This window comes from Lentzea sp. NEAU-D7, from assembly GCF_026242055.1.
Taxonomy (GTDB): Bacteria; Actinomycetota; Actinomycetes; order Mycobacteriales; family Pseudonocardiaceae; genus Lentzea.
Map to the genome: position 1 here is coordinate 62,625 of NZ_JAPJDL010000021.1, position 23,496 is coordinate 86,120.

The window sequence follows — 23,496 nt, forward strand, 5'->3', positions numbered from 1 at the left end:
CTTCAGACGCTGCAGAGACCGCTGGTGTTCCGTGCCGAACGAATCTGGCTAGCGGTCGGCGTGCAGCCTCGCGACGAAGCTGAACCGGTCACCGCGGTAGAGCGACCGGGCACGTTCGATCGGGTGGCCGTCGACGTCGTAGGAGACGCGGTGCAGCAGCAGCATGGGCAGCGCCGGGTTCGTGCCGATCAGCAACGCCTCGCGGGGCGTGGCGAGCACCGTCTCGACGCGTTCCTCGGCCTCGGCGAAGCGGACGCCGAGCCGTTCGGTGAGGCACGCGTAGAGCGATCCGGCCGGGTCGAGCTTCTCCAGCAGGTCCGGGAACCGGCTGAAGCTGAGATAGGTCGATTCGAGCCCGATGCGTTCGTCGTCGGCGAGCAGCACGCGTTCGAGGTGCACGACCGGGTCGCCCGGTTCGAGCATCAGGTCGCGGGCCAGGCCGTCGTCGGCGCCGAGCTCCTCGACCGTGATCACCGTGCGGTTCGGCTCGACGCCCTGGCGGCGCATGCCCTCGGTGTAGCTGACCAGGGACAACGGCTGCACGAGCTTCGGCGGCGCGACGAACGTGCCGCTGCCTTGGCGGCGGATGAGCTTGCCTTCGAGCACGAGCTCGCTGACGGCTTGACGCAACGTGACGCGCGAAACGGAGAACCGTTCGGCGAGCTCGCGTTCGGACGGCAGGACGGTTCCCTCGCCGAGGTTCTCGACGAGGTCGAACAGCTCGGCCTTGACCGCGTAATAACGCGGGACTCGGCCGTGTTCTGGAATGCCCGCGCGAACGGGACGATCAGCGCGGTGCGGCGGGACGCGGTTCACGTGGCGTGAGCCTACGTGACGCCCCGTGTGATCAAGGGGCCAGCTTGGGCGGATCCGGGATCTTGTAGCCGGAAGATCCGATGTTGACTTCGAGGGACTTGCGCCAGGCGCCCGTGTCGATCATCTTCTGCAGCGCGGCCTGGACCTTGGCCTTGCTGCTCGGGTCGTCGCGGTGCAGGCCGACGCCGTACTCCTCCTTGCTGAACGGGTCGCCGACGACCCGCAGGAGCTCCGGGTTCTGGGCGGCGTAGCCCGCGAGCAGCACGTCGTCGGTGGTGACGGCGTCGACGTTCTCCGCGAGCAGCGCCGTGACGCAGTCGCTGAACTTCGCGTACTCGACCATCTTCACGTCCTTCGCGAACTGGTCGCGGACGTACTCGGCGGACGTGGAGCCGGCGGTGGAGCACAGGCGGAGACTGGCGTTGAGCGACTTCGGGCCCTCGATGCGGTTCTCGTTCATGCGCACCAGCAGGTCCTGACCGGCGACGAAGTACGGGCCGACGAAGTCGACGATCTGCTTGCGCTTGTCCGTGATCGAGTAGGTGGAGACGACCATGTCGGCCTCGCCGCTGGTCAGGAGCGTCTCGCGGTTGCCCGGCTGCGCTTCCTTCCAGGTGATGTTCTGCTCCTGGACGCCCAGTTCGCTGGCGATGTACTTGGCGACGTCGACGTCGAATCCGCGGTAGCTGCCGTCGAGCCTGCGCACCGACAGTCCCGGCTGGTCGTACGACACGGCGATGACCATGCGGTCGCTCGAGCTGACCTTGCTGGCCATGCCGGATCCGCCGCCGCCGGCACACGAGGCGAGCAGGAGCACGGCCGCACATGTTGTCGCCACCAGGCGGAGAAGTGCTCTCGGCGTCATTCTTCCCTCTTACAGCGGTTATCAACTACAACGCGTATTCCACGGGCATGCGCCTGCGCACCTGGTTCGGCGCTGCTCGGTGATGCGGGAAACCTAAGCGCCCAAAGGACGCATGTCCATACCTGCGCGCGAATGAAACATCGGAATCGTTGCGGTAACTCGGCAGTGCCGCGGTCACCGCAGACGGCGCGGACCGGCGTCGTGCAGGGACGGGGGCGGGCCGATGACGATGCGCGCGCTGCTGACGAAAGCCCCTGCGGCAGAAGCAAGAACGGGCTCGAGCTTCAGCGAGCGCACCTCCGGAAGGTCCTCGGCCAGTGCCGCCAAACGGAGTACCAGTTCCTGAAGTGCTTTCAGGTCCGCTGGTTCGTCGCCGCGGTATCCGGTGAGCAGAGGCGCTGCTTTCGGCGCGGCAACGAGTTCCGCCGCGTCGGTGTCGGTGAGGGGTACCGCCCGGTAGGCGCGGTCACCGAGGAGGTCACTGACCAGACCCGACAGTCCGAACCAGACGAGCGTGCCGAAGCTCGGGTCGTCCTGCAGGCCGAGGACGCAGCTCACTCCCTTGGGCGCCATGCGTTGCACGTACACGCCCGGCTTCCCGGAGAGCGCGGCGAGGTCGTGGTAGGCGGCCTTGACCGATTCGCGCTGGGCGATGTCGAGCCTGACGCCGACCAGGTCGGTGCGGTGGCGCAGGCGTTCGCTGGTGGCCTTCATCGCGACGGGGTAGCCGAGCTCGTCGGCCGCCGCGACGGCCTCCTCCTCGCTGTGGGCGATGCGGAACGGGACGACGTCGATGCCGTAGCACGCCAGCAGTTCGACGGCCTTGTGGTCGTCGAGGCGGAGCTCGCTGCCCGGGTTGTCCACAATGGATCGCGCCCGGTCGAGGTCGATGCCGTCGGGCCGGGTGAAGGTGCCCTGCGGCGCGGCGCGCCAGCGGGCGTAGCGGACGGCGCGGGCCAGGGCGAGCACGGCGCGTTCGGGACTGGCGTAGCTGGGGATGGAGCCCTTCCCCGGCATCTTCAGCTCGTCGGGGATGCCCTCGACCGCGAGGAACGTGGACACGATCGGTTTCGTGCGGTGCGCGGCTTCCTTGAGCGCGCGGGCGTAGGCGGCGCCGGGGACGGCGATCGGAGGCACGAACACCACGACGAGGGCGTCGGTGTCGGAGCGGTCCAGGGCCTCCTGGACGGCCTTCGCGAACTCCTCCGGGGTGGCCTGGGCGCCGACGTCGACGGGGTCGCCCGCGAGGTCGAGGTCCTGGGCGAGGAGCGTGTCGGCGGCGAGCAGGCCGATCGCGGTGGAGTTGCCGACGACGGCGACGCGTTTGCCGGCGGGCAGCGGCTGGTGGGCCAGCAGGAGCGCGGTGTCGAACAGCTGCGCCAGCGAGTCGACCCGGATCACGCCGGCCTGCTCGAACAGGGCTTGGACGCTCGCCTCGTCGACCTTTGCGCCGGTCGCGGCGAGACCGGGGACGACGGCGTGCCGGCCGGACTTCACCGCGACGATGGGCTTGGTGCGGCCGAGCCTGCGGGCGAGGCGCGCGAACTTGCGGGGGTTGCCGAACGACTCCAGGTAGAGCAGGACGACGTCGGTGGAGGGGTCGGTCTCCCAGTACTGCAGCAGGTCGTTGCCGGAGACGTCGGCGCGGTTGCCCGCGGAGACGAACGTGGACAGGCCGAGGCCCCAGCCCGCGGCGTTGGCGAGGATGGCCGTGCCGAGGGCGCCGGACTGGCAGAAGAAGCCCGCGCGGCCCCGTGCGGGCAGCTGCGGGGCGAGGCTCGCGTTCAGGCGGACTTTGGGGTCGAGGTTGATCACGCCCAGTGCGTTCGGACCGACGACGCGCATGCCGTGCGCTCTGGCCTCCGCCGCGAGTCTGCGTTCGGCCGACAACCCGTCAGGCCCCGTCTCCCCGTAGCCCGAACTGACGACGACGAGCGCCTTCACGCCCTTGGCGAGACAGCCGTCCATGACCTCGTCGACGCTGGCCGCGGGCACGGCGACGACGGCGAGGTCGACGTCGTCGGGGATGTCGAGCACGGTCGGGTAGGCCCGGACGCCGCGTACCGCCCGGTGCTCGGCGTTGACGGGGTAGACGGGCCCGTTGAAGTCGGCTTCGAGGAGGTTCTTGAGGACCGCGTGCCCGATCTTGGTCGGGTCGGTGGACGCGCCGATGACCGCGATGCTGCGCGGGTGCAGCAGGTTGTGCACGCTGCGGGCCTCGGCGGCCTGCTCACGGGCCCTGGCGACGGCGACGGACTCGTCGGTGGGGTCGATCGCGAACTCCAGGTGCAGTACGCCCTCCTCGAACGCCCTGCTGACCTGGTAGCCGGCGTCGCGGAACACGCGCACCATCTGCCCGTTCTCGGCGAGCACCTCGGCCTCGAACCGGGCCAGGCCGACCTCCCTGGCCGCGGCGGCGAGGTGCTCGAGCAGGATGCTGCCCAGTCCGCGCCCCTGATGGCCGTCCTGGACGACGAACGCGACCTCGGCGCTGTCGCCCCGATGGGCGTCCCCGTGGCCACCGCCGTGCTTGTCGCCCTGGAGCCGGTCGAACCGGCCGACGGCGACGATGTCGTCGCCCAGGAGCGCGATGAGCGCCACGCGGTCGTGGTGGTCGACGGTGCTGAACCGCTCCAGGTCGCGCTGCGGAATCCGCGGGTACGGCCCGAAGTAGCGGAAGTAGCGGGTCCGTTCGGACAGCCGCCCGTGGAACTCCCGCAGCTTCTCGGCGTCGTCGGGCGTGATCGGCCGCAGGTGGACGGTACCGCCGTCGCTGAGGACGACGTCCGCCTCCCAGCTCCGCGGGAAGTCGAACGGATCTCTGCCCGGCAGGTCTTCAGGCACGGTGTCCGGCACTGTTGTCAGTCCCTGGGGTCGTCGGGATCGAGGCCATGCAACGGGAACACCGCGCGCCGGGTCTCGCGGATCGCCTTGTCCACCGGCTCTTCCGCGTCTCCGCCCCACGGCTGGTACCCAGCGTCGCATCCATCGGTCATGGACGCAGGCAAAGGCCACTGAGGTGCGATCTGCGTCGCATGCGCCACCCAGTCCGCCGGCAACGGCCGGTTCGGGTCGACGTCGCGGTCCAGCACCGTGGCCAGCAGGTGGGTCCACGACCGCGGCACCACCCTGAGCAGCTCGTACCCACCGCCACCGAGCGCGAGCCACTTGTACCCGTGCTCGTCGACCAGGTCGCGGAACGCCTGGTAGATCGCCCGATGGCCGTCCACGCTCAGCGACAGGTCCGCGAGCGGGTCCTCCTTGTGCGTGTCGACACCGCACTGCGTGACCAGCACCTGCGGCCGGAACGCCCGCAACAACGACGGCACCGTCGCGCGGAACGCCCGCATCCACGCGCCGTCGCGCGTCCCCGCGGGCAGCGGCACGTTGACCGCGCTCCCCTCGGCCCCGGCGCCCCCGACCTCACCGGCCCACCCGGTGCCGGGCCACAGGCTCATCGGGTGCTGGTGCAACGAGATCGTCAGCACCCGCGGGTCGTCCCAGAACGCCGTCTGCACCCCGTCGCCGTGATGCACGTCGACATCGACGTAGGCGATGCGCTCCACCCCGCTGCGCAGCAACCACTCGATGGCCACCGCACAGTCGTTGTAGACGCAGAACCCGGCCGCGCTGTCCGGCATCGCGTGGTGCAGCCCGCCGGCGATGTTGACGGCGCGATCCGCCTCGCCCGACGCAATGGCCCGAGCCGCCTCCAGCGACCCGCCGACCACCAACGCCGACGCCTCGTGCATCCGCTCGAACACGGGGTTGTCCGGCGTCCCAAGCCCGTGCCCGACGTCCCAGCCGGCCGTGGGCGCGGCCTGCACGGCACTCAGGTATCCGGGCTTGTGCACCAGCTCGATCTCGTCGTCACCGGCGGGCCGGGGAACCCGCAGCTCCACGCCGTCCAGCACCCCGAGCGCGGTGGCGAGCCTGATGGTCAGATCGAGCCGGACCGGATTCAGCGGATGGTCGCCACCGAGGTCGTACCCGAGGAAGGACCTGTCCCAGACAACAGCGGCTGGCTTACCCATGCCCAGCAACCTACAGTCGCGAGCCGGGAACCGAACTCACCGAACAGGGGTCATAGGCGACATGCACCTGCGACCAGCGGCCGTCCTCCTCGCACTGGGCCTGACCCTCGCCGCTGTCTCGGGCTGCGCCGAACAGGTCAAGGGCCAGGCCCGAGCCGACGCCAACGCGGCCCAAGCCCCCGCGGACCCCACCACGACGTCGAGGAAGGCACCCGCCAGCACCACGGTCTCGAAGCCGGCGGCCCCCACCCCTCCGAAGCAGGGCGACGTCAAGATCACCACCAAGAAGAAGGCCACCGGCCTGGAGACCTGCGGCGTCCTCAAGACGGCGGACATCGAGGCGGCCACCGGCGGCAAGTCCTCGGCGGACGGCGGCTGCATCCACACCACCACCGGCCCGTCGACGGTCATCACCCAGATGGTCACCGTCCCCGACGCGGTGGACCAGGACGGCGAGAAGAAGCAGATCGAGATCGGCGGCAACACCGCGTGGCAGGTCAGCGCCTCCAAGGAGGACTGCCAGGTCACCGTCATGCTGACCGACGACCCGACCGTCATCACCTCGGCCTTCTCGGTGAACGTCCTCGCGATCGAGGAAATGGACACCTGTGCCACGGCCCTGAAGCTCGCCACCGAGGGCTTCAACCGCATCCCCGGCGCCTGACGCTGGCACCCGGCCCCACCGGCCTGGTCAGCCGCCGGTCGCGACCTCCCGGTCAAGCGCACACCAGTTGGACCACGACCCGGCGTACAACGCCGCCGGCTTCTCGGCCGACGTGATCCCCGCGACCTCCAGCGCCAGAACCACGGACGAGGCGGTCACCCCCGACCCGCAGTACGCGCCGACAGCCACATCACCCGACACCCCGAGCCCGGCGAACCGCGCGGCCAGCTCCTCCGGCCCGAGCCACCGCCCGTCCACCCCGACATGCCCGGTGGTCGGCGCGTTGAGGGCACCTGGGATGTGCCCGGCCTTGGGGTCCACCGGCTCGGTCTCGCCGCGATACCGGGCGGCCGCCCGAGCGTCGAGCAACACGCCGTCCTGCGCCAGCGTCGCCGCCCCGTCCGCGTCGAGCACGGGCATCTGCCCAGGCCGCACCACCACGTCCCCGGCGGCATCCCCCGCCAGCGGCGCCGGCACCTCCGCGGTCACCGGCAGCCCGGCGGCCTCCCAAGCGGCGAACCCGCCGTCCAGCACCGCGACCTCACCGAACCCGGCCCACCGCAGCAGCCACCACACCCGCGCGGCGACCGACCCGTCACCCGCGTCGTACGCCACGACCTGGGCGCCCTCACGCACACCCGCGGCGCGCAGCACCTCCTGCAACCGCTCCGGGTCCGGCAGGGGATGGCGGCCCCCGGCACCGGGCGGAGCGGACAGCTCGGTGTCCAGATCCAGGTACACCGCGCCAGGGACGTGGCTGACCTCGTAGTCTTGGCGTCCGGGTGGTCCGCCGAGACGCCACCGGACGTCCAGCACGACGGTGGCCGAACGCGCACTCAGCGCATCGGCGAGGGCCTCAGGAGTGATCAAGGGATGCACGGCTCACATCCTGCACCCGCGCGGACACCTGTGTCCCCCGGCACGACTACCATCGACACCATACGAAGGGGAGCGGGTGTGAACGACCTCATCGACACCACGGAGATGTATCTCCGCACGATCTACGAGCTCGAGGAAGAGGGCGTGGTACCTCTGCGCGCCCGCATCGCCGAGCGCCTCGGCCAAAGTGGACCGACGGTGAGCCAGACCGTCGGCCGCATGGAGCGCGACGGCCTGGTGATCGTGGCGGAGGACCGCCACCTCGAGCTCACCGAGCAGGGCCGCAACCTCGCGATCGCCGTGATGCGCAAGCACCGGCTAGCCGAGCGCCTCCTCGTGGACATCATCGGGCTCGAGTGGGAGCACGTGCACAGCGAGGCGTGCCGCTGGGAGCACGTGATGAGCGAGGCTGTCGAGCGCAAGCTCATCAAGCTGCTCGGCAACCCCACCACCTCGCCCTACGGCAACCCGATCCCCGGCCTCGACAGGCTGGGCGACGGCGAGCCCGCCCCGCCCGCCGAGGCGGACCTGGTGCGCGTGGACGAGGTGGCCCGCCGCGGTGGCGGCCGCGTCGAGGTGCGCCGCATCGCCGAGCACGTCCAGCTCGACCCGGACCTCATGGCCGAGCTGAAGTCCGCCGGCGTGGTGCCGGGCGGCACGGTGGAGGTCGAGGCGCTCGGTGGCGCCAAGGTCATCCAGGTGCGCGGCGGCAACGGCACCACGGCAGAGCTCGACCCCGCGGTCGCCCACGCCGTCATGGTGCTCGCCCGGTGACCCAGGCGACGACACCGGCGGCGAAGGCGGCCGAGGCGTTCCAGCGCCTGCACGGACGCGCGCCCGACGGGGTCTGGTCGGCCCCGGGCCGCGTCAACCTCATCGGCGAGCACACCGACTACAACGACGGCTACGTGCTGCCGTTCGCGTTGCCCCACCGCATCGCGGTGGCGGCGTCGCCCCGTGCCGACGGCGTCATGACCGTCAGCACGATGGGCGACGACGGCGGGCTGCAGGAAGCGGACCCGGTCGTGGTCGCCGACCTAGTCCCCGGAACCGTCAAGGGGTGGGCCGCGTACCCCGGTGGCGTCGCCTGGGCCCTGCGTGAGCAGGGGATCGCCGTCACCGGCGGCGCTGACCTCGTCATCGCGGGCGACGTGCCCGCCGGCGCCGGTCTGTCCTCCTCGCACGCCCTCGAGTGCGCTGTCGCGCTCGCGCTGCTCGGCCTCGCCGGCGTCGACGCCGAGCGGGCGGACATCGCGCGCTGGGTGCAGCGCTCCGAGAACGACTTCGTGGGCGCACCGACCGGCATCCTGGACCAGACGGCATCGCTGTGCTGCGTCGAAGCGCACGCCCTGTTTTACGACGTGCGCTCCGGCAAGCCCGAGCAGGTCGCGTTCGACGCGGCTGCCAGCGGGCTCGAGGTGCTCGTCATCGACACCCGTGCCAGCCACGCCCTCGTCGACGGCGGCTACGGCGCCCGGCGGGCCGGTTGTGAGCGTGCGGCCGGCATCCTCGGCGTCCCCGCGCTGCGCGACGTCGACATCGCCGAGCTCGACCAGACGCTCGTCCGGCTGCCCGAAGAGCTGCGTCCGCTGGTGCGGCACGTCGTGACCGAGAACGACAGGGTCCTGCGCACCGTCGAGCTGCTCCGGTCGGGCCGCCTCGCCGAGGTCGGGCCTCTCCTCTCCGGTTCCCACGCGAGTCTCCGGGACGACTACCGGGTCTCGTGCCTCGAGCTCGACGTCTCCGTCGACTCCGCGATGGCGGCCGGTGCCCTGGGCGCCCGGATGGTCGGCGGCGGTTTCGGCGGCTCGGCCATCGCCCTCGTGCCCGTCGAACGGCACGACGAGGTCGAGCGGTCCGTGCTCGCCGGCTTCGCCTCGCGCTCGCTCACGCGGCCGAGGCTCTTCACGGCGGTTCCGTCCGCGGGTGCGGGCAGGGACCGGTAGCCAAGAACGATCTTGATCAGGAATGCGAGGACTGTGGTGAAGCTGCTCGTCACGGGCGGGGCCGGATACGTCGGCAGTGTGTGCGCTGCCAGGCTGCTCGAAGCCGGGCACGAGGTGGTCGTGCTCGACGACCTCTCCACCGGCCACGAGGATGCCGTCCCCGCGGGAGCGCGCTTCATCCGGGGTGACATCGCCGAGGTGATCGGCGATGTCCTCGCGGAAGGGTTCGACGGCGTTCTGCACTTCGCGGCGAAGTCCCTCGTGGGCGAATCCATGCAGGACCCAGGCAAGTACTGGACGGGCAACGTCCTTACCGCGATCCGTCTCCTCGACGCGATGAAGGAGCACGGCACGCCGAAGCTCGTCTTCTCCTCGACTGCCGCGACGTACGGCGAGCCGCGGGAGGTGCCGATCCCCGAGACCGCCCCCACCGCGCCGACCAACACCTACGGCGCCACCAAGCTGGCCATCGACCACGCGATCACGTCGTACGCCGCCGCGCACGGCCTGGCGGCGACGAGCCTGCGGTACTTCAACGTCGCCGGCGCCTACGGCAGCATCGGCGAGCGGCACGCGACCGAGACGCACCTCATCCCGCTCGTCCTGCAGGTCGCGCTCGGGCAGCGCGAGCACATCTCGATCTACGGCGAGGACTGGCCCACCGAGGACGGAACCTGCGTCCGCGACTACATCCACGTCCTGGACCTCGCCGACGCCCACCTCCTCGCTCTCGAGAACGCCACCGCTGGCGAGCACCGGATCTACAACCTGGGCAACGGCACCGGCTTCTCGGTCAAGCAGGTCATCGACACCTGCCGCGAGGTCACCGGCCACCCGATCCCCGCCGTCGTCGCCCCCCGGCGCGCCGGCGACCCGGCCGTGCTGGTCGCCTCCGCCGAGCGGGCTCGCGCCGACCTCGGCTGGAAGCCCGAGCGCGCCGACATCACCGGCATCGTCCGCGACGCGTGGGAGTTCACCCGCGCCCGGCACGAGGCCTGAGCCGGGATGACCGACTTCGCCTCCTTCGAGAGCTACAACGCCACCCCGCGGCTCGCGTCGCTCGCGCTGTCCCCGGACGGCACCCGGCTCGTCACGGTCGTGTCCACGCTCGCGCCGGACGGCAAGACGTGGCAGGGCGCTCTCTGGGAGGTCGACCCCACCGGGGAGCGGGAGGCCGTCCGGCTCACCCGCTCCGCCAAGGGCGACTCCTCCCCCGTGTTCGCGCCGGACGGGTCGCTGCTCTTCCTCTCGGCCCGCCCGGACCCGCTCGCGAAGCCGGGCGAGTCCAAGGAGAAGAAGGCGCTGTGGCGTCTTCCGCTCCGCGGTGAGGCCGCCGAAGTGCTGCGCCCCGGTGGCGGAGTCGGTCAGCTGCGTGCCGCCGGTGAGACGGTGCTGTTCACGTCGTCGGCATACCGCTTCACGGAGTTCGGCGACGACGACAACGCCAAGCGCAAGGCCCGCGAGGACGCCGGCGTGACGGCGATCCTGCACGAGTCGTACCCGATCCGGTACTGGGACGCGGACCTCGGCCCGGCGTATCCGCGGCTGCTCGCTGCCCCTGTCTCGGACGTCACCGCCGAGACGGTCACCGACCTGAGCCAGGACTCCGAGAACAGGCTCAGCGACGAAGACGTCGCGCTCAGCCCAGACGGGAAGTGGGCCGTCTACGGCCACGCCGTGGACGTCAGCGCCTCCTACGGCCGCAGGACCGAACTGCGGCTCGTGGCCACGAGCGGTGGAGCGTCGAGGACGATCGCCTCCGTGGAGGGTTTCTCCTTCCACGGCGCCACGTTCACGCCCGACTCCTCCGCCGTGATCGCGATCCGGTTCCGCGAGTCCACTCCGGACTCCCCACACCGGCGCGACCTGGTGCGCATCGACCTGAGCGGCGACTCGATCACGCCACTGGCGCCCGGTTTCCAGGAGGAACCGGACCACCCGGTGGTGAGCCCGGACGGTTCGGCGGTCTTCTTCACCGCGAGCCACCTCGGCCACCAGCCGCTGTGGCGGCTGGATCTGGGGACCGGCGAGATCACCAAGCTGACGATCTCCGGTTACTACAGCGATCTGGTCGTGAGCCCGGACAGCAAGACGCTGTACGCGCTGCGCAACTCGGTCGACCACCCACCGCAGCCCGTACGGCTCGCCTCCACCGGAGCCGATCAGGACCCGGAACGGCTGCGCGCGCCCGGTGCCATCGCCTCCGTGCCCGGCACCCTCACCGAGATCTCCACGGTCGTCGCCGACGGCAGGACCGTCCGTTCCTGGCTGGTGCTGCCGGAAGGCGCCTCCGCCGACTCCCCCGTCCCGCTCGTCCTGTGGGTCCACGGCGGACCGGTCATGAGCTGGAACGGCTGGACCTGGCGCTGGAACCCGTGGCTCATGGCCGCGCGCGGCTACGCCATCCTGCTGCCCGACCCCGCCCTGTCGACCGGCTACGGGCCCGACTTCATCAAGGCCGGCTGGGGCCGCTGGGGCGCCGAGCCCTACACCGACCTCATGGCCATCACGGACGTCGCGGTCGAGCGGGCCGACATCGACGCGTCCCGGACCGCCGCGATGGGCGGATCCTTCGGCGGCTACATGGCCAACTGGATCGCCACCCAGACCGACCGGTTCCGCGCGATCGTCACCCACGCGTCCTTGTGGCACCTCGACGCCTTCTCGGGCGCCACCGACAGCTCCTACTTCTGGATGCGGGAGATGGGCGATCCCCTCACCCAGCCGGAACGGATCCTGGCGAACTCCCCGCACCTGCGGGTAGCTGACATCAAGACCCCGATGCTGGTCATCCACGGTGACAAGGACTACCGGGTTCCGATCGGTGAGGGGCATCGCCTGTACTTCGACCTCGTCCGCCACGGGGTCAATGCGAAATACCTCTACTACCCAACCGAAAACCACTGGATCCTCACCCCCGGAAACTCTCGGATCTGGTACGAGACGGTGTGGGCGTTCCTGGCCGAGCACGTCCTGGATCAGGACTGGGAGCGGCCCGAACTGCTCTGAGTGCCAGCGAGCAGCTCCAGGGCGCTGTCCAGGTACTTCACGGACAGCGCCCGGATCTCCGACGGCGGGAACGCGGCACTGACAGCGGCTCGGACGAGCTTGCTGAGCGCGTGGCCGGGACAGGCGTCCTCGGCCACGTCGAGCGCGACGGACGCGATCCCGCCGTCGCCGCGTTGATAGGCGTAGAACGCGAGCAGGCACGCGGGCTCCGCTCGTTCCGGTGCCGGACAGGCTCGGGTGAGTTCGAGCCACAGGCGTTCGGCCAGCCTCGACCTGGCCTGCGCCGCGAACCCCATGCTCGCGTCGCGCACATCGGGCACCGCCAGCGCCCTCGCCAGAGCGACGATCTCCTTGTCCGGCAACGATCCCTTCCGGTGCTCCACAGCGTCGATCGCGTCGCTCACCCGACGCAGTTCCGTGCTCGGGTCAGCGTCGGATGAACTCGTCATGAGGTCGTCGAGCAGCGCGGATCTGCGTTCCAGAGCCTCAGGTGGATCCAGCGTGAGGATCGCGGCCATGGCGGCGCGCGACTCGAACGTCACATTGCCCTCGTGCGCCGACGCGGCGGCGACAGCGGACAGCTGGGGATCCGGCAAGGTGCCGTGACAGTCGATGTCGAGATAGCACAGCCACTGCGCGTCCTTCTGGCACGACGGTAGCCACACGGCTTCGACGACGTCGATGCCCGCGCCGCCCAACTGGTGCCTGAGGGCGGTGACCAGTGGCTCGTGCGGCAGTTCCTCGGGCATGTGCTCGGACGGAGCGCATACGACGACGAGGATCACTTCCGTCGCGCCGTGTTCTTGCAGCGGGCCTTCCAGCTGGGCCGCGAGCAGGCCCCTATGTCGTGGGCGTGGGAGGTCGACGCGCATGGTCATGCTGACCAGATGGTCCTTCAGCACCAGCACGACCAGCGAGTCGGCCGGGTGGAACCCCATCAGGTGCGGGATCGCGGCGTAGAGATCGCCCGCGTCGCGGACTCGGATCGGTTTCGAGAGGGTTGAGGGCATGGGCCCACTGTGGAGGGTGGGACCGGGTGGGGAACCGGGTCGGCCGGGAGGTTGTGGACAACTCAGCGGCTGTGGACAGGTTCAGATCTTGGAGTGCTCGCGAGTGGGGTTTTGTCGGGGGTGGGTGCTAGGTTGCCGCGCTTCGGCCTCGGGAGACCGAAGCGCGGCAACGCGTCAGAACGACTGGAAAACGGTGCGCCAGCCGCCGACGACCGGCAGCTCCACCGACGTCCGGGTGAGGTCCACCGACAGACCGGCACCCGGTTGCGGGCGCAGCGTGTAGTCGTAGTCGCTGGAGATCACGACGAACTCAAGCCGGTGACCGGCCTGCAGGACGTAGTCGTCCGGCACGATCGGCACCTCGACGTCGTAGAACTTGCCGGGCTTGATCGGCGACGTCTTGTCCGGCCGCACCCGGTTCTGCGGGTCGGTCGAACCGCGCGTGATGACGTGCGACCTGCCGTCCGGCGCACGGTCGACGAGCAGCGTCGTCACGTTCGCCGCCGGCCGGTCGAACGCGACCCGCAGGTTCGCCGTCGCCTTGCCCGACAGCCGCACCGGCTTCTTCGCCGGCTCCGAGGTGTAGGAGAGGCGGTTCGGCGAGGTCGCCAGGTCGATCAGCGACTCAGCCGTCTTCGTCGCGTCGTCGGTCAGCTTCTCGACACCGCGGCCCGGCAGGACCCCGAGGCCACCCTTGGTGGATCCGCCCGCGGACAGCCGCAGCCGCACGTCGGACGTGCCGGGAGCCGGCCAGTCCTTCTCGTCGACCCACGTCTTGTCCTCGCGCTGCAGCGTCGCCTTCGGCTCCTTGTCGATGCCGTTGCGGTGACCCCAGAGGTACTGGGTGAACCAGCGGTTGAGCGTGCGCCGCCACTCGGCCGAACGCAGCGTGTCGGCGTCCGTGTGCCCGGACTGGTGCAGCCAGATCTTGTGGGGCGCACCGACCTTCTTCAACGCCGAGTACCACTGCTCGACGTGCGTCATCTTGACGTTCCAGTCGTTGAGCCCGTGCACCGCCAGCACGGCCGCGCGGACCTTGTGGACGTCGTTCATGTAGTTGCGCTTGTCCCAGAACCGGCTGTAGTCACCGGTGACGCGGTCCTGGTCCTTCGCGATCTCGGCGATGATCGGCTTGCAGATCTCCCTGTCAGCGCGCGTGTAGACGTACTCGGCGAGCACGTCGGCGTCCTCGCCCTGGAACGTGCCGGGAGCGACGACGGCGCCGTCCGCGCGGTAGTAGTCGTACCAGCTGGAGATCGCGGCGATCGGCACGATGGCTTCGAGGCCGCGCACACCGGTCGAGGCGACGGCGTTGGGCAACGTTCCGTTGTAGGAGACGCCCATCATTCCGGTCTTGCCGGTCGACCAGGTCGCCTTGATGGCTTCGCCCGTGGCGGTGCGTGCGGTCGCACGGCCGTTAAGCCAGTCGACAACGACACGTGCGCCGATCGTCTCGTTGACATCACCCGTCGTCGGGCAGCCCGTCGACTTGCCGGTGCCGAGCGACTCGGCGTAGACGACGGCGTATCCGCGTCCGATGAAGTAGGCCTCGTAGCGACCCGACGTGATCGGGTTCGGGCCGAGGGCGGCGGTGATGCGTTCGTCGGAGGAGGACTTCAGCAACCGACCCGTGCGCTTGTCCGGCACGTACAACTCGACGTCGACGTTGTGGTTGGCGACGTCGTTACCGCCGGAGAAGTACGGGCTGACCATGTAGACGACGGGGACCTTGAGACCGCGTTCGGTGGCGCGCGGCCGGACGACCTCGGTGTAGACCTCGTCGTCCTTGCCGTCGCGGTCGCTGTCGACCGGCGCCCGGACCCAGAGGCTCTCCTTCACCACGTCCTTCGGATCGAAGACGGGTTGCGCCTCGCCGTCCTTGAACACCGGCCCTTCGGCGGCTTGGGCCGTCACGGGCAGGAATGGCAGAACCAGCACCGCTGTCAGCAGTGCAACTCTTCGTGCGCCCCTCACGAGGCACCCCCAATGCGGAAGCCAGAGACAGGGATCGCCCTGCACCCTCTCCTTTGACTGCAAGACATGTCACCCGTCGAACGGCCCTTGACCTGAGAGCATGGACCGTGCACATTTCCGACTTCGTCCACGCGCTGCCGAAGGCCGAACTGCACGTCCACCTCGTGGGCGCGGCTTCCGTCGACACCGTTCTCGCGCTCGCACGCCACCACCCGGGCGGGCGAGTGCCGACCGACGAGGCCGCGTTGCGCCAGTTCTACGAGTTCAGGGACTTCCGCCACTTCATCAACGTGTACGGCATCGTCAACGACCTCGTCACCACCGGCGAGGACGTCCGCACCCTCATCGTCGGATACGCCCGTGACGCCGCACGGACCAACGTCCGATATGCGGAGCTGACGATCAGCGCGACCAGCCACCTGAGGGCCGGCATCGCGCCCGACGAACTCGTCGAGGCGTTGAAGGCGGGCCGCGACGAGGCGCTCTCCGTCCACGGCGTGACGTTGCAGTGGATCTTCGACGTTCCCGGAACCTGGGACCGTGACTGGGGCATGACGAGTGCGCGGTTCGCGACCGAGTACCGGCCGGAAGGGCTGGTCGGGTTCGGGCTGGGCGGATTCGAGTCGGACTCGCCGAGGACGAAGTTCCGCGAGGCGTTCGCGATGGCGCGCGACGCCGGGCTGCACATGGTGCCGCACGCCGGTGAGACGACGCCGCCCAGCGAGATCTGGGCAGCCCTGCGCGATCTGCGTGCCGAACGGATCGGACACGGCGTCAGCGCGGTGCAGGATCCGGACCTGGTGCGGCATCTCGCCGACGAGGGCGTCGTGATGGAGGTGTGCCCGACGTCGAACATCCGCACGGGTGCGGTGATGTCGCTGGACCGGCATCCGTTGCCGCTGCTCGTGGAGGCCGGTGTGCCGGTGACGATCAGCACCGACGACCCCGGCATGTTCCACACCGATCTCGACCGCGAGTACCTGCTCTGCCACGAGCGGTTCGGGTTCGGCCGCGACGACCTCGCCGACCTCGCACGGGCGGCGGTGCGGGCGTCGTACGCGCCCGACGACCTGAAGGACCAACTTCTGAAGGAGATCGACGGCCTGTGAGTGGCGTGAACGTGGTGATGACGACGGTCGACTCCGCCGAGGCCGCGGAGTCTCTGGCCAGAGGCATCGTCGAGGCGCGGCTTGGCGCGTGCGTGCAGATCGTGCCGATCCGCAGCGTCTACCGGTGGGACGGCGAAGTGCGCGTCGACGCGGAATGGCAGTGCGTCGTGAAAACGTCTGCCCTCCGCGTCGACGAACTCGTCGCGCACATCAAGGCGAACCACACCTACGACGTGCCGGAGGTCGTCGTCACCCCCGTGACCGGGGGCAACGACGAGTACCTCACGTGGGTCTCAGAGGAGACCTCTTAGATGACGTGGCAACGGCTCGGTGTGCAGGACGCCAAGCCGCTGCGTCGCCCTCGTCAGCGCCACGTACAGCTCGCTGGGCGACATGCGTTGCGGTTCGACGACGAGCACGACGTCGAACTCCAGCCCTTTCGCCGCCCGCGGCGGCATCCAGCCTTCGCCGATGACAGCGATCGTGCGTTCGTTGCACGTGTCAGCGTGCGCGTCGAGTTCGTCGCGTACAGCCGCCGACAGATCAGTCACGCGACGAGCCCATGGGCGTACTCCGGCCTTGCGCACCGACACCGGTGCCGACGCGTCGGGGTCGACGAGCTTCAGGACCGGGGTGGCGGCGGCCATGATCTCGCCGGGGGTGCGGTAGTTGACCTCCAGCCTGCGATAGGTGAACCGGTCGAACACCGATCCCCAGCTCCGGACGCCGCCCGCCGCCTGGCGCTGGGCCAGGTCGCCTACGACGGTCATGGACCTGGTCGGGCATCTGCGCAGGAGCACACGCCAGTCCATTGCGGACAGCTCCTGTGCCTCGTCCACGACGACGTGACCATAGGTCCACGTGCGGTCTTCGGCGGCTCGTTCGGCGAGAGTGCGCTGGTCGCGGACCTCGTGCCGGGCGGCCAGCACTTCGGCGTTGACAAAGTCCGAGACGATGTACTCCTCGGAGTCCGCGCGCTGGTCGATCGACAGGACGTCCATGACGCCCTGCGCGTATTCGAGCTGTTCCTCCTCTTCCCGCCGCGCCGCGCGTTCCGCGGCTCCGTCAGACCCGAGCAAATCGGCGAGCTCGTCCAGCAACGGCACGTCGGACACCGTCCAGGCTTCGGCGTCAGGCCGGTGCAACTCCGGTGCGCCGATCCGGAAACAGCGGCTCCTGTACAGGTCGGCGAGCAACTGTTCCGGTGTGAGCAGCGGCCACAGCCTGTCCACGGCCTCGCGCAACGCGGTGCTGTGCCGGAGTTCGTGGCGGACGTCCTCCTCGATCTCCGGCCAGTCGACACCGATCAGCCGCATCGCCGGCGCGACGAGCTCCTCGGCGAGCGCTAGGAAGAAGTACTTGCGCGCGGCGTTGTGCGGCAGTTCGTAGTACCGCGTCTTCTCCCGCGCGACGGCGGCGACGTGCGCGTCGAGCGGGACGACGACGTCCTCCAGCTCGATCTCGATGGGCTGGTCGGGCAGTTCCTGCCGGTCGGCCACCGCGACGGCCAGGAGATCCAGAACTGATGTGTCGCCCTTCAGCCGTTGCAACGCCGGGGTGTCCTCGACGTCGGTCGCGATGCCGGGATACAACTCGCCCGGCGTCGCGAACACGACGTCGGTCTCCCCCAGCGACGGCAGAACGTCGCCGACGTAGCGGAGAAAGCCGGTGTTGGGGCCGACGATCAACACTCCGTGGCGCGACAGTCGTTCACGGCGCGTATACAGCAGGTATGCCACCCGGTGCAGGGCCACCGCGGTCTTGCCCGTGCCGGGACCACCCTCGATCACCAGCACACCAGGGCCCGAGTAGCGGATGATCTCGTCCTGCTCGGCCTGGATGGTCGAGACGATGTCGCGCATCGTCGCGGTCCGCGGCGCGTTGAGGGCGTCGAGCAACGCGGTCGTGTCGGTCAGCAGTTCGTCGTCGTGGAAATCGCACAGTTCCCGGTCACGAACACGGAAGTGCCGCCGCAGTACGACACCCTCCGGGTTCGCGGCGGTCGCCGTGTAGAACGGACGGGCCGCAGGCGCGCGCCAGTCCAGCAGCAGCGGTTCGAAGTCGTCGTCGAACAGCCCGACCCGTCCGATGTAGGCGCAGTCGCCCTTCTCCGAGTCGATGCGCCCGAAGCACAGGCCGGCCTCCGCCGCGCGGTACTTCCCCAACTGCCTGGTCAGCAGCTCGACCAGGGCCTCGCGGTCCAGCCGCGGGGTGGCGGTGTCCCGCAGCGCGGCCGCGAGGTCGGCCGCCGCTTTGTTCCGTTCTTTGTCGAGCCTTTCATACAGAGAGGTGATTCGTGCCTGTTCGCTCGCCAACACCTTGCCCCCTGTGATACAATATTGCTATCTTCCCGGAAAACTAATTCCGGAATCCCCAAGCCATTCTTTGTATCACACTTCAGTCGTGCGCGGCACCCTTTGCGAGAGCCCGCAATGAAGCCGATCAGGCCTGTTCACCAGGGCCAACGAGCGATCATGTGCTCTGCACCGATCTGCTGGCAGCGGGCCTGCCAACATCCGGTAATTCGTCGTCGACCGCACCTGAAAATGTAGGATTCAGCGAAGCGGCCACCACTGCGGAAGAGGCTGGAATGGGTGTGGTGAAGGCATGAAGCTGGTCATCCTGGGCGGGGGTGGCTTCCGCGTGCCACTCGTCTATCGCGCGTTGCTGGCCGATCGCTCGCCCGGTCGCGTGACCGAGGTAGTGCTGCACGATCTCGACCCCGCCCGGCTCTCCGCGATCGGAGGCGTGCTCGCCGAACTCGCGGCTGACGTGTCGGATGCGCCGACCGTGACGGCCTCGACCGACCTCGACGAGGCGTTGCGCGGGGCGGACTTCGTGTTCTCCGCGATCCGCGTCGGCGGGCTCGACGGACGCGCGGCGGATGAGAGCGTCGCGGCGGGCTGCGGTGTGCTCGGGCAGGAGACGGTCGGTGCGGGCGGGGTCGCCTACGGTCTGCGCACCGTGCCCGTCGCACTCGACATCGCACGCCGCATATCAGTGCACGCACCGGACGCATGGGTCATCAACTTCACGAACCCCGCCGGCATGGTCACCGAGGCGATGGCGGCGCACCTCGGCAACCGAGTCATCGGCATCTGCGACTCCCCCGTCGGGCTCGGCAAGCGGGTCGCGCGGGCGGTCGGCGCCGATCTCGCAGACGCGTGGCTCGACTACGCCGGCCTCAACCACCTCGGCTGGCTGCGCGGTGTCCACGTGCACGGGCGGGACGTGCTGCCGGAACTGCTCGCGGACACGGAGCGGCTCGAGTCGTTCGAGGAGGGCAAGCTGTTCGGCTCGGAGTGGTTGCGGACGTTGGGCGCCATTCCGAACGAGTACCTGCACTACTACTACTTCACGCGTGAGGCGGTGGAGGCCGGTGCATCACGCGGGGCGTTCCTCCTGGAACAGCAGAAGCAGTTCTACGCGGCTCCTTCGTGGGAGAGCTGGGAGCGGACCCGCCTCGAACGCGAGCAGACCTACATGGCCGAGACCCGCGACGACGAACGCGACAGCGACGACCTCGACGGCGGAGGCTACGAGCGGGTCGCCCTCGACCTGATGCACGCCATCGCGTCCGACAACCGGGCCACCTTGATCCTCAACGTGCCCAACAGGACGACGCTGACGTGTCTCGACGCGGACGCCATCATCGAGGTCCCGAGCCTCGTCGACGCGAACGGCGCGCGGCCCGTCTCGGTCAGCCAGGTGCCGGACGAGGGCGTCGGACTGGTCACCTCGCTCAAGGTCGTCGAACGCGCCACCATCAAGGCCGCCATCAGCGGCGAGCGCGCACACGCGGTGAAGGCGTTGGCGCTACATCCGCTCGTTGACTCCGTGAACATCGCCCGCAAGATCGTCGACACGCATCCGCTCCTGTCCGGCGTCTTCGGCGCTTCGTTCTGAAGCTGTGGCCCGACGGAGGTGTGGTTCGATGGGCTCGCCGGCCGCAGCAGCTCGGTGAGCATCTCGTACCTGTTCGTGGAGCGCACCGATCAGGGACGCCGGACGACGCGTTTCGGGCGGCGATCGACGTTGACGACGTCGACGCGTTCAAGGAGTGACGAGGGTCTGATGCCGAGTGGTGGTGTTCTTAACTACGCTCGTCTGCAAATGGACACCACCACCTCTCGCCGCGTGCCGCTCGTCGTGGGCATTGCCGTGCTCGTGCTGCTGCTGGACCAGGCCACGAAGTTCTGGGCCGAGAGCGCGCTGACCGGCCGCGCGCCCATCCCCGTGCTCGGGGAGTTCCTGCAGTTCCGGCTCCTCTACAACCCCGGTGCCGCGTTCTCGATCGGCGCGGGGTCGACGTGGATCTTCACCATCGTCGCGGCCGTCGCCGTCGTGCTGCTCGCGCGGTACGGCATGCAGCCACAGACGAGGCTGCGGGCGGCCGCGCTCGCGCTGATGCTGGGTGGCGCGACGACGCACCTGCTCGACCGGCTGTTCCGGCCGCCGGGCTTCGCGCGCGGCCATGTGGTCGACTTCATCGACTACAACGGCTGGTTCGTCGGCAACGTCGCGGACATCGCGCTGGTCTGCGGCGCGATCCTGCTCGTACTGCTGAGCTTCACCCCGACGAAGCAACCTGCCGCGTGAGCGTGTCGGCGCGGCGGGTCGTTTCGGGCAGCCGGTAGCGCGGGGCCAGACGCAACACCTCGGCGCACGCCCGGTCCAAGTCGATCTTGTGGCCGATCGACACGAAGACGGGCTTCACACCGTCCTGCGTGCGCAGGGCCCTGCCGACGACCTCGTCGCCGCTGTCGCCGTCCATGACGAGGTCGCTCATCGACCCGCGGGTGTGACCGGGCTGGTCGAAGCTGCCCATCGGGTTCTTCGCGACACCGATGCTCGGGATGCCCGTGTGCACACCGAGATGGCACGCCAGGCCGAACCGGCGCGGGTGCGCGAGGCCCTGACCGTCCGCGACCAACAGGTCGGGCGCGACGGTCACCTGATCGAGCGCCTTCAGCAGGACTGGCATCTCGCGGAACGCGAAGAGCCCGGCGATGTAGGGGAAGTCCGTCGTGTCCTCGACGACCACCTCGTCAAGGACGGCCAGCGTCTTTGCATCGAACACCACGCAAACGCCGACAACCGAGTCATTGCTACGGTAGCCGACGTCCAGGCCTGCGACGGTGTCTATGTGCAGGTCAGGGGCACTTGTGGTGATCACCTGGGTGCGCAGGCGTTCTTGCGTTGCGACAGCGTCGTCAACCGTTCTGGGCCACTCCACGGACGACAGTGTGCCGTGACTCGTTGTAGTGGGCGGCGAGGAGGTCATCGCCGAAGTCACCTGAATGGCGACGCCAGACCGTGTGAACGTGGTTGGCCTCGTTGGCAGTGTTGTCGTACTCGATCAGCAGGTTTGGGCCCTGGATGCGGTAGTAGTGGCCTTCGCCTCGGCGTAGCGAGCCTTCCCACGAGAAGTGCAGGCGCTCCGGGTCGAGCTGGGCGAACTCCTCATCGGCCAGTTCGTAGCAGAGCCGGTCGAGGTAGAACCGAACGATGTCGACGAGCAGCTCCGCAGCGGGTTTGCCGAGCTGGGCCGGCGTCACGCCGATTGGTTCGGACGGGCTGATGCGGGGCGAGTTGCCGCTGCGGATGTCATCCGGCGCGGCGTCCGAGACGACGGCCAGGCGGCGGGCGGTCGGGCCCATGCGGTCGAGGAGCTCGCGGGCGAGTTCTTCTTCCAACCGCAGTGGCTGGCCTACGACGCGGCCGCGGTAGGTGACGCGGGCCGGGTTCGCGCCTAGGAAGAACGGTGTCGCCGACACGCGGCCGTCGGCGACGACGACGTTCACCGACAGATGGTGCCCTTCGACCCTCCAACCCCAGGGGTCGTCACCGCCGGGCGTGCCGAAGAGGACCGTCCAGAAGTCGCCGTTGTGTCGATCGCGGTGCCCGCCTTCGCGGTGGTCGAGCACGTCCTCCAACGCCATCACGGCTGCGGCCTGCGCGTAGGCGTGTGGGCTGAGCACGGTCGCGAGCATGCTGTGCACCGCCTTGCGCTGGTCTCGCTGAAGCTCGCCTAGTGCGAGGCCTGGACGTGTACCTGGCGTGTACGCCCAGCGGTGCCTCAGGTCGTCGTCGGTGACCGCCCGAATCGCGTGTTCGCGCTGGTCAGCGGCCAGCAAACTGATGTATTGGCGCGTGGCGTCGGCGACGTCGTGCAGCATGATTCGAACTTATAGGCCTTGAGGTCGCGGAGCAGCGGGGAACGGGCGCTGGCCACGCGGCCGATGGCGCCGTTCCCACGCTCGACACTCCTGCCGATAGGTGTTAGAAAGCTTACGTAATGAAGTTGCCACATGATGACGACGCCGTCTGGCGCGCCCTCGCGAATCCCCTGAGGCGCGCGATTCTCGACGTTCTGCGCACGGGGCCTCGCACCACGGGCGAACTGGTCGAGACGTTGGAGACCAGCCGGCACGTCGTCATGCAGCACCTCGGTGTGCTCCGCGAAGCCGACCTGGTGCTCGTGGAGCCGCGGGGCCGGAAGCGGGTCAACCACCTGAATCCCGTGCCCATCCAGCAGATCCACCAGCGGTGGGTCTCGCACTACGAGGAGAACTGGGCAGCGGCGCTGGTCGGCTTGAAGCTCACGGTCGAAGGCGCCGAACAGGAGGATGAGGACGTTGGCTGAACCGAGCACCGAGCTGGTGCACAGCATCGTGATCGCCGCGCCCATCGAGAAGGTGTGGGCGGAGATCACCAAACTCGACGGCAAGCAGCGCGCCATGATGGACGCGGTTCTCGACTCCGCGCTCGAACCGGGCGCGCCGCTGTACTACCGGTCGACCGATGGTAAGCGCGTCTTCGTCGTCGGCCGCGTGGTCGAGGTCGACCCGCCCCGGCTGCTCTCTCACACCCAGAGGCTCACCATGCGTGACGATCCGTGGACCGTTGTCTCGTGGGAACTCGAAGAGGTTGACGGCGGCACACGTGTGACGCTGCGCAACTCCGGCTGGCCTGAGGGAGCCAAGCGGCTCGACAAGGTCGACACGACGTGGAAGGGCATTCTCGCCGCGCTCAAGCAGGTCGTGGAGTCCGGCGATGTCGGCACCGGCCTGAGGTTCCAGTACGCGATGATGCGCGCCTTCATGTGGGCGATGCCGTCGAGCACGAAGGCCGCGAACGTTCCCGAACCGCCCGGCATCGACCGCGCCGTCTAGAACATGAAACCTGGT

General features: G+C 69.3%; 21 protein-coding genes. 11 read left to right on the forward strand and 10 right to left on the reverse strand.

The window, feature by feature from the left end:
* Positions 1-48: 48 nt before the first annotated feature.
* The 4 genes from ORI60_RS34050 to ORI60_RS34065 form a co-directional block, all read right to left on the reverse strand.
* A complete protein-coding gene (locus ORI60_RS34050) occupies positions 49-816 on the reverse strand; it encodes a GntR family transcriptional regulator (protein WP_266042107.1) in 768 nt (255 codons plus the stop codon).
* Between the two features lie 31 nt (positions 817-847).
* Positions 848-1,681: a glutamate ABC transporter substrate-binding protein gene (locus ORI60_RS34055; RefSeq protein ID WP_266042108.1), complete on the reverse strand. Its 834-nt coding sequence runs from the start codon at positions 1,679-1,681 to the stop codon at positions 848-850.
* 174 nt (positions 1,682-1,855) lie between these two features.
* On the reverse strand, positions 1,856-4,537 hold the full coding sequence (locus ORI60_RS34060) for a bifunctional GNAT family N-acetyltransferase/acetate--CoA ligase family protein (protein ID WP_266042109.1): 2,682 nt from the start codon (positions 4,535-4,537) through the stop codon (positions 1,856-1,858).
* A 5-nt stretch (positions 4,538-4,542) separates the two neighbouring features.
* Positions 4,543-5,715 carry an acetoin utilization protein AcuC gene (locus ORI60_RS34065; protein ID WP_266042110.1) on the reverse strand — a complete coding sequence of 391 codons (1,173 nt, stop codon included), beginning with the start codon at positions 5,713-5,715 and terminating at the stop codon, positions 4,543-4,545.
* 61 nt (positions 5,716-5,776) lie between these two features.
* Between ORI60_RS34065 and ORI60_RS34070 the strand changes: the two genes are divergently transcribed.
* Complete coding sequence (locus ORI60_RS34070; protein ID WP_266042111.1) at positions 5,777-6,379, forward strand: hypothetical protein; 603 nt, start codon at positions 5,777-5,779, stop codon at positions 6,377-6,379.
* Between the two features lie 27 nt (positions 6,380-6,406).
* Here the strand turns inward: ORI60_RS34070 and ORI60_RS34075 are convergent, their stop codons facing one another.
* A complete protein-coding gene (locus ORI60_RS34075) occupies positions 6,407-7,258 on the reverse strand; it encodes a sulfurtransferase (RefSeq protein ID WP_266042112.1) in 852 nt (283 codons plus the stop codon).
* Between the two features lie 78 nt (positions 7,259-7,336).
* Between ORI60_RS34075 and ORI60_RS34080 the strand changes: the two genes are divergently transcribed.
* Genes ORI60_RS34080 through ORI60_RS34095 form a run of 4 tightly spaced genes read left to right on the forward strand, consistent with a single transcriptional unit; the run spans position 7,337 to position 12,213 of the window.
* Positions 7,337-8,032 (forward strand): metal-dependent transcriptional regulator, encoded by a 696-nt coding sequence (locus tag ORI60_RS34080; RefSeq protein WP_266042113.1) that lies wholly within the window; start codon positions 7,337-7,339, stop codon positions 8,030-8,032.
* The gene (gene galK, locus ORI60_RS34085) at positions 8,029-9,204 is read left to right on the forward strand and encodes a galactokinase (protein ID WP_266042114.1); all 1,176 of its coding nucleotides are present in this window, start codon (positions 8,029-8,031) and stop codon (positions 9,202-9,204) included. Before ORI60_RS34080 ends, galK begins: the two co-directional genes overlap by 4 nt.
* A 36-nt stretch (positions 9,205-9,240) precedes the next feature.
* Positions 9,241-10,203, forward strand: a complete 963-nt coding sequence (gene galE / locus ORI60_RS34090) for a UDP-glucose 4-epimerase GalE (RefSeq protein ID WP_266042115.1) — start codon at positions 9,241-9,243, stop codon at positions 10,201-10,203.
* Positions 10,204-10,209: 6 nt separating this feature from the next.
* On the forward strand, positions 10,210-12,213 hold the full coding sequence (locus tag ORI60_RS34095) for an alpha/beta hydrolase family protein (RefSeq protein WP_266042116.1): 2,004 nt from the start codon (positions 10,210-10,212) through the stop codon (positions 12,211-12,213).
* Here ORI60_RS34095 and ORI60_RS34100 read toward each other — a convergent pair.
* The gene (locus ORI60_RS34100; protein ID WP_266042117.1) at positions 12,183-13,223 is read right to left on the reverse strand and encodes a DUF4192 domain-containing protein; all 1,041 of its coding nucleotides are present in this window, start codon (positions 13,221-13,223) and stop codon (positions 12,183-12,185) included. The genes ORI60_RS34095 and ORI60_RS34100 overlap by 31 nt on opposite strands.
* A gap of 174 nt (positions 13,224-13,397) precedes the next feature.
* Entirely contained in the window at positions 13,398-15,197 is a 1,800-nt protein-coding gene (locus tag ORI60_RS34105; RefSeq protein WP_266042118.1) for a Xaa-Pro dipeptidyl-peptidase, read from the reverse strand.
* A gap of 107 nt (positions 15,198-15,304) precedes the next feature.
* On the opposite strand from ORI60_RS34105, the gene add reads away from it, so the two are divergent.
* Together add and cutA are read left to right on the forward strand one after the other, a co-directional pair.
* Positions 15,305-16,306 (forward strand): adenosine deaminase, encoded by a 1,002-nt coding sequence (gene add, locus ORI60_RS34110; RefSeq protein ID WP_266042119.1) that lies wholly within the window; start codon positions 15,305-15,307, stop codon positions 16,304-16,306.
* A 17-nt stretch (positions 16,307-16,323) separates the two neighbouring features.
* Positions 16,324-16,617 carry a divalent-cation tolerance protein CutA gene (gene cutA, locus ORI60_RS34115; protein ID WP_266042203.1) on the forward strand — a complete coding sequence of 98 codons (294 nt, stop codon included), beginning with the start codon at positions 16,324-16,326 and terminating at the stop codon, positions 16,615-16,617.
* On the opposite strand, the gene ORI60_RS34120 is transcribed toward cutA, so the two are convergent.
* Positions 16,600-18,624, reverse strand: a complete 2,025-nt coding sequence (locus tag ORI60_RS34120) for a helicase (RefSeq protein ID WP_266042120.1) — start codon at positions 18,622-18,624, stop codon at positions 16,600-16,602. The genes cutA and ORI60_RS34120 overlap by 18 nt on opposite strands.
* Before the next feature lie 289 nt (positions 18,625-18,913).
* On the opposite strand from ORI60_RS34120, the gene ORI60_RS34125 reads away from it, so the two are divergent.
* Positions 18,914-20,212: a 6-phospho-beta-glucosidase gene (locus ORI60_RS34125; protein ID WP_266042121.1), complete on the forward strand. Its 1,299-nt coding sequence runs from the start codon at positions 18,914-18,916 to the stop codon at positions 20,210-20,212.
* Positions 20,213-20,419: 207 nt separating this feature from the next.
* Positions 20,420-20,905: a signal peptidase II gene (gene lspA / locus ORI60_RS34130; protein WP_266042122.1), complete on the forward strand. Its 486-nt coding sequence runs from the start codon at positions 20,420-20,422 to the stop codon at positions 20,903-20,905.
* Here the strand turns inward: lspA and ORI60_RS34135 are convergent.
* Together ORI60_RS34135 and ORI60_RS34140 are read right to left on the reverse strand one after the other, a co-directional pair.
* Complete coding sequence (locus tag ORI60_RS34135) at positions 20,877-21,590, reverse strand: endonuclease V (RefSeq protein WP_266042123.1); 714 nt, start codon at positions 21,588-21,590, stop codon at positions 20,877-20,879. The two genes, lspA and ORI60_RS34135, sit on opposite strands and share 29 nt — an antisense overlap.
* Positions 21,520-22,485 (reverse strand): DUF3500 domain-containing protein, encoded by a 966-nt coding sequence (locus ORI60_RS34140; RefSeq protein ID WP_266042124.1) that lies wholly within the window; start codon positions 22,483-22,485, stop codon positions 21,520-21,522. The genes ORI60_RS34135 and ORI60_RS34140 overlap by 71 nt, the downstream gene beginning before the upstream one ends.
* 119 nt (positions 22,486-22,604) lie before the next feature.
* Between ORI60_RS34140 and ORI60_RS34145 the strand changes: the two genes are divergently transcribed.
* Entirely contained in the window at positions 22,605-22,952 is a 348-nt protein-coding gene (locus ORI60_RS34145; RefSeq protein ID WP_266042125.1) for an ArsR/SmtB family transcription factor, read from the forward strand.
* On the forward strand, positions 22,945-23,481 hold the full coding sequence (locus ORI60_RS34150) for an SRPBCC domain-containing protein (protein WP_266042126.1): 537 nt from the start codon (positions 22,945-22,947) through the stop codon (positions 23,479-23,481). The genes ORI60_RS34145 and ORI60_RS34150 overlap by 8 nt, the downstream gene beginning before the upstream one ends.
* The last annotated feature ends 15 nt before the right edge of the window (positions 23,482-23,496 follow it).

Bases quoted from the DNA above. Each gene is read 5' to 3' on its own strand.
- ORI60_RS34065 (WP_266042110.1), bottom strand. From the start codon at position 5,715: ATGGGTAAGCCAGCCGCTGTTGTCTGGGACAGGTCCTTCCTCGGGTAC.
- ORI60_RS34095 (WP_266042116.1), top strand. From the start codon at position 10,210: ATGACCGACTTCGCCTCCTTCGAGAGCTACAACGCCACCCCGCGGCTC.
- ORI60_RS34125 (WP_266042121.1), top strand. From the start codon at position 18,914: ATGAAGCTGGTCATCCTGGGCGGGGGTGGCTTCCGCGTGCCACTCGTC.
- lspA (WP_266042122.1), top strand. From the start codon at position 20,420: ATGGACACCACCACCTCTCGCCGCGTGCCGCTCGTCGTGGGCATTGCC.
- cutA (WP_266042203.1), top strand. From the start codon at position 16,324: ATGACGACGGTCGACTCCGCCGAGGCCGCGGAGTCTCTGGCCAGAGGC.
- ORI60_RS34140 (WP_266042124.1), bottom strand. From the start codon at position 22,485: ATGCTGCACGACGTCGCCGACGCCACGCGCCAATACATCAGTTTGCTG.
- ORI60_RS34100 (WP_266042117.1), bottom strand. From the start codon at position 13,223: ATGCCCTCAACCCTCTCGAAACCGATCCGAGTCCGCGACGCGGGCGAT.
- ORI60_RS34055 (WP_266042108.1), bottom strand. From the start codon at position 1,681: ATGACGCCGAGAGCACTTCTCCGCCTGGTGGCGACAACATGTGCGGCC.
- ORI60_RS34145 (WP_266042125.1), top strand. From the start codon at position 22,605: ATGAAGTTGCCACATGATGACGACGCCGTCTGGCGCGCCCTCGCGAAT.
- ORI60_RS34135 (WP_266042123.1), bottom strand. From the start codon at position 21,590: ATGACCTCCTCGCCGCCCACTACAACGAGTCACGGCACACTGTCGTCC.
- ORI60_RS34070 (WP_266042111.1), top strand. From the start codon at position 5,777: ATGCACCTGCGACCAGCGGCCGTCCTCCTCGCACTGGGCCTGACCCTC.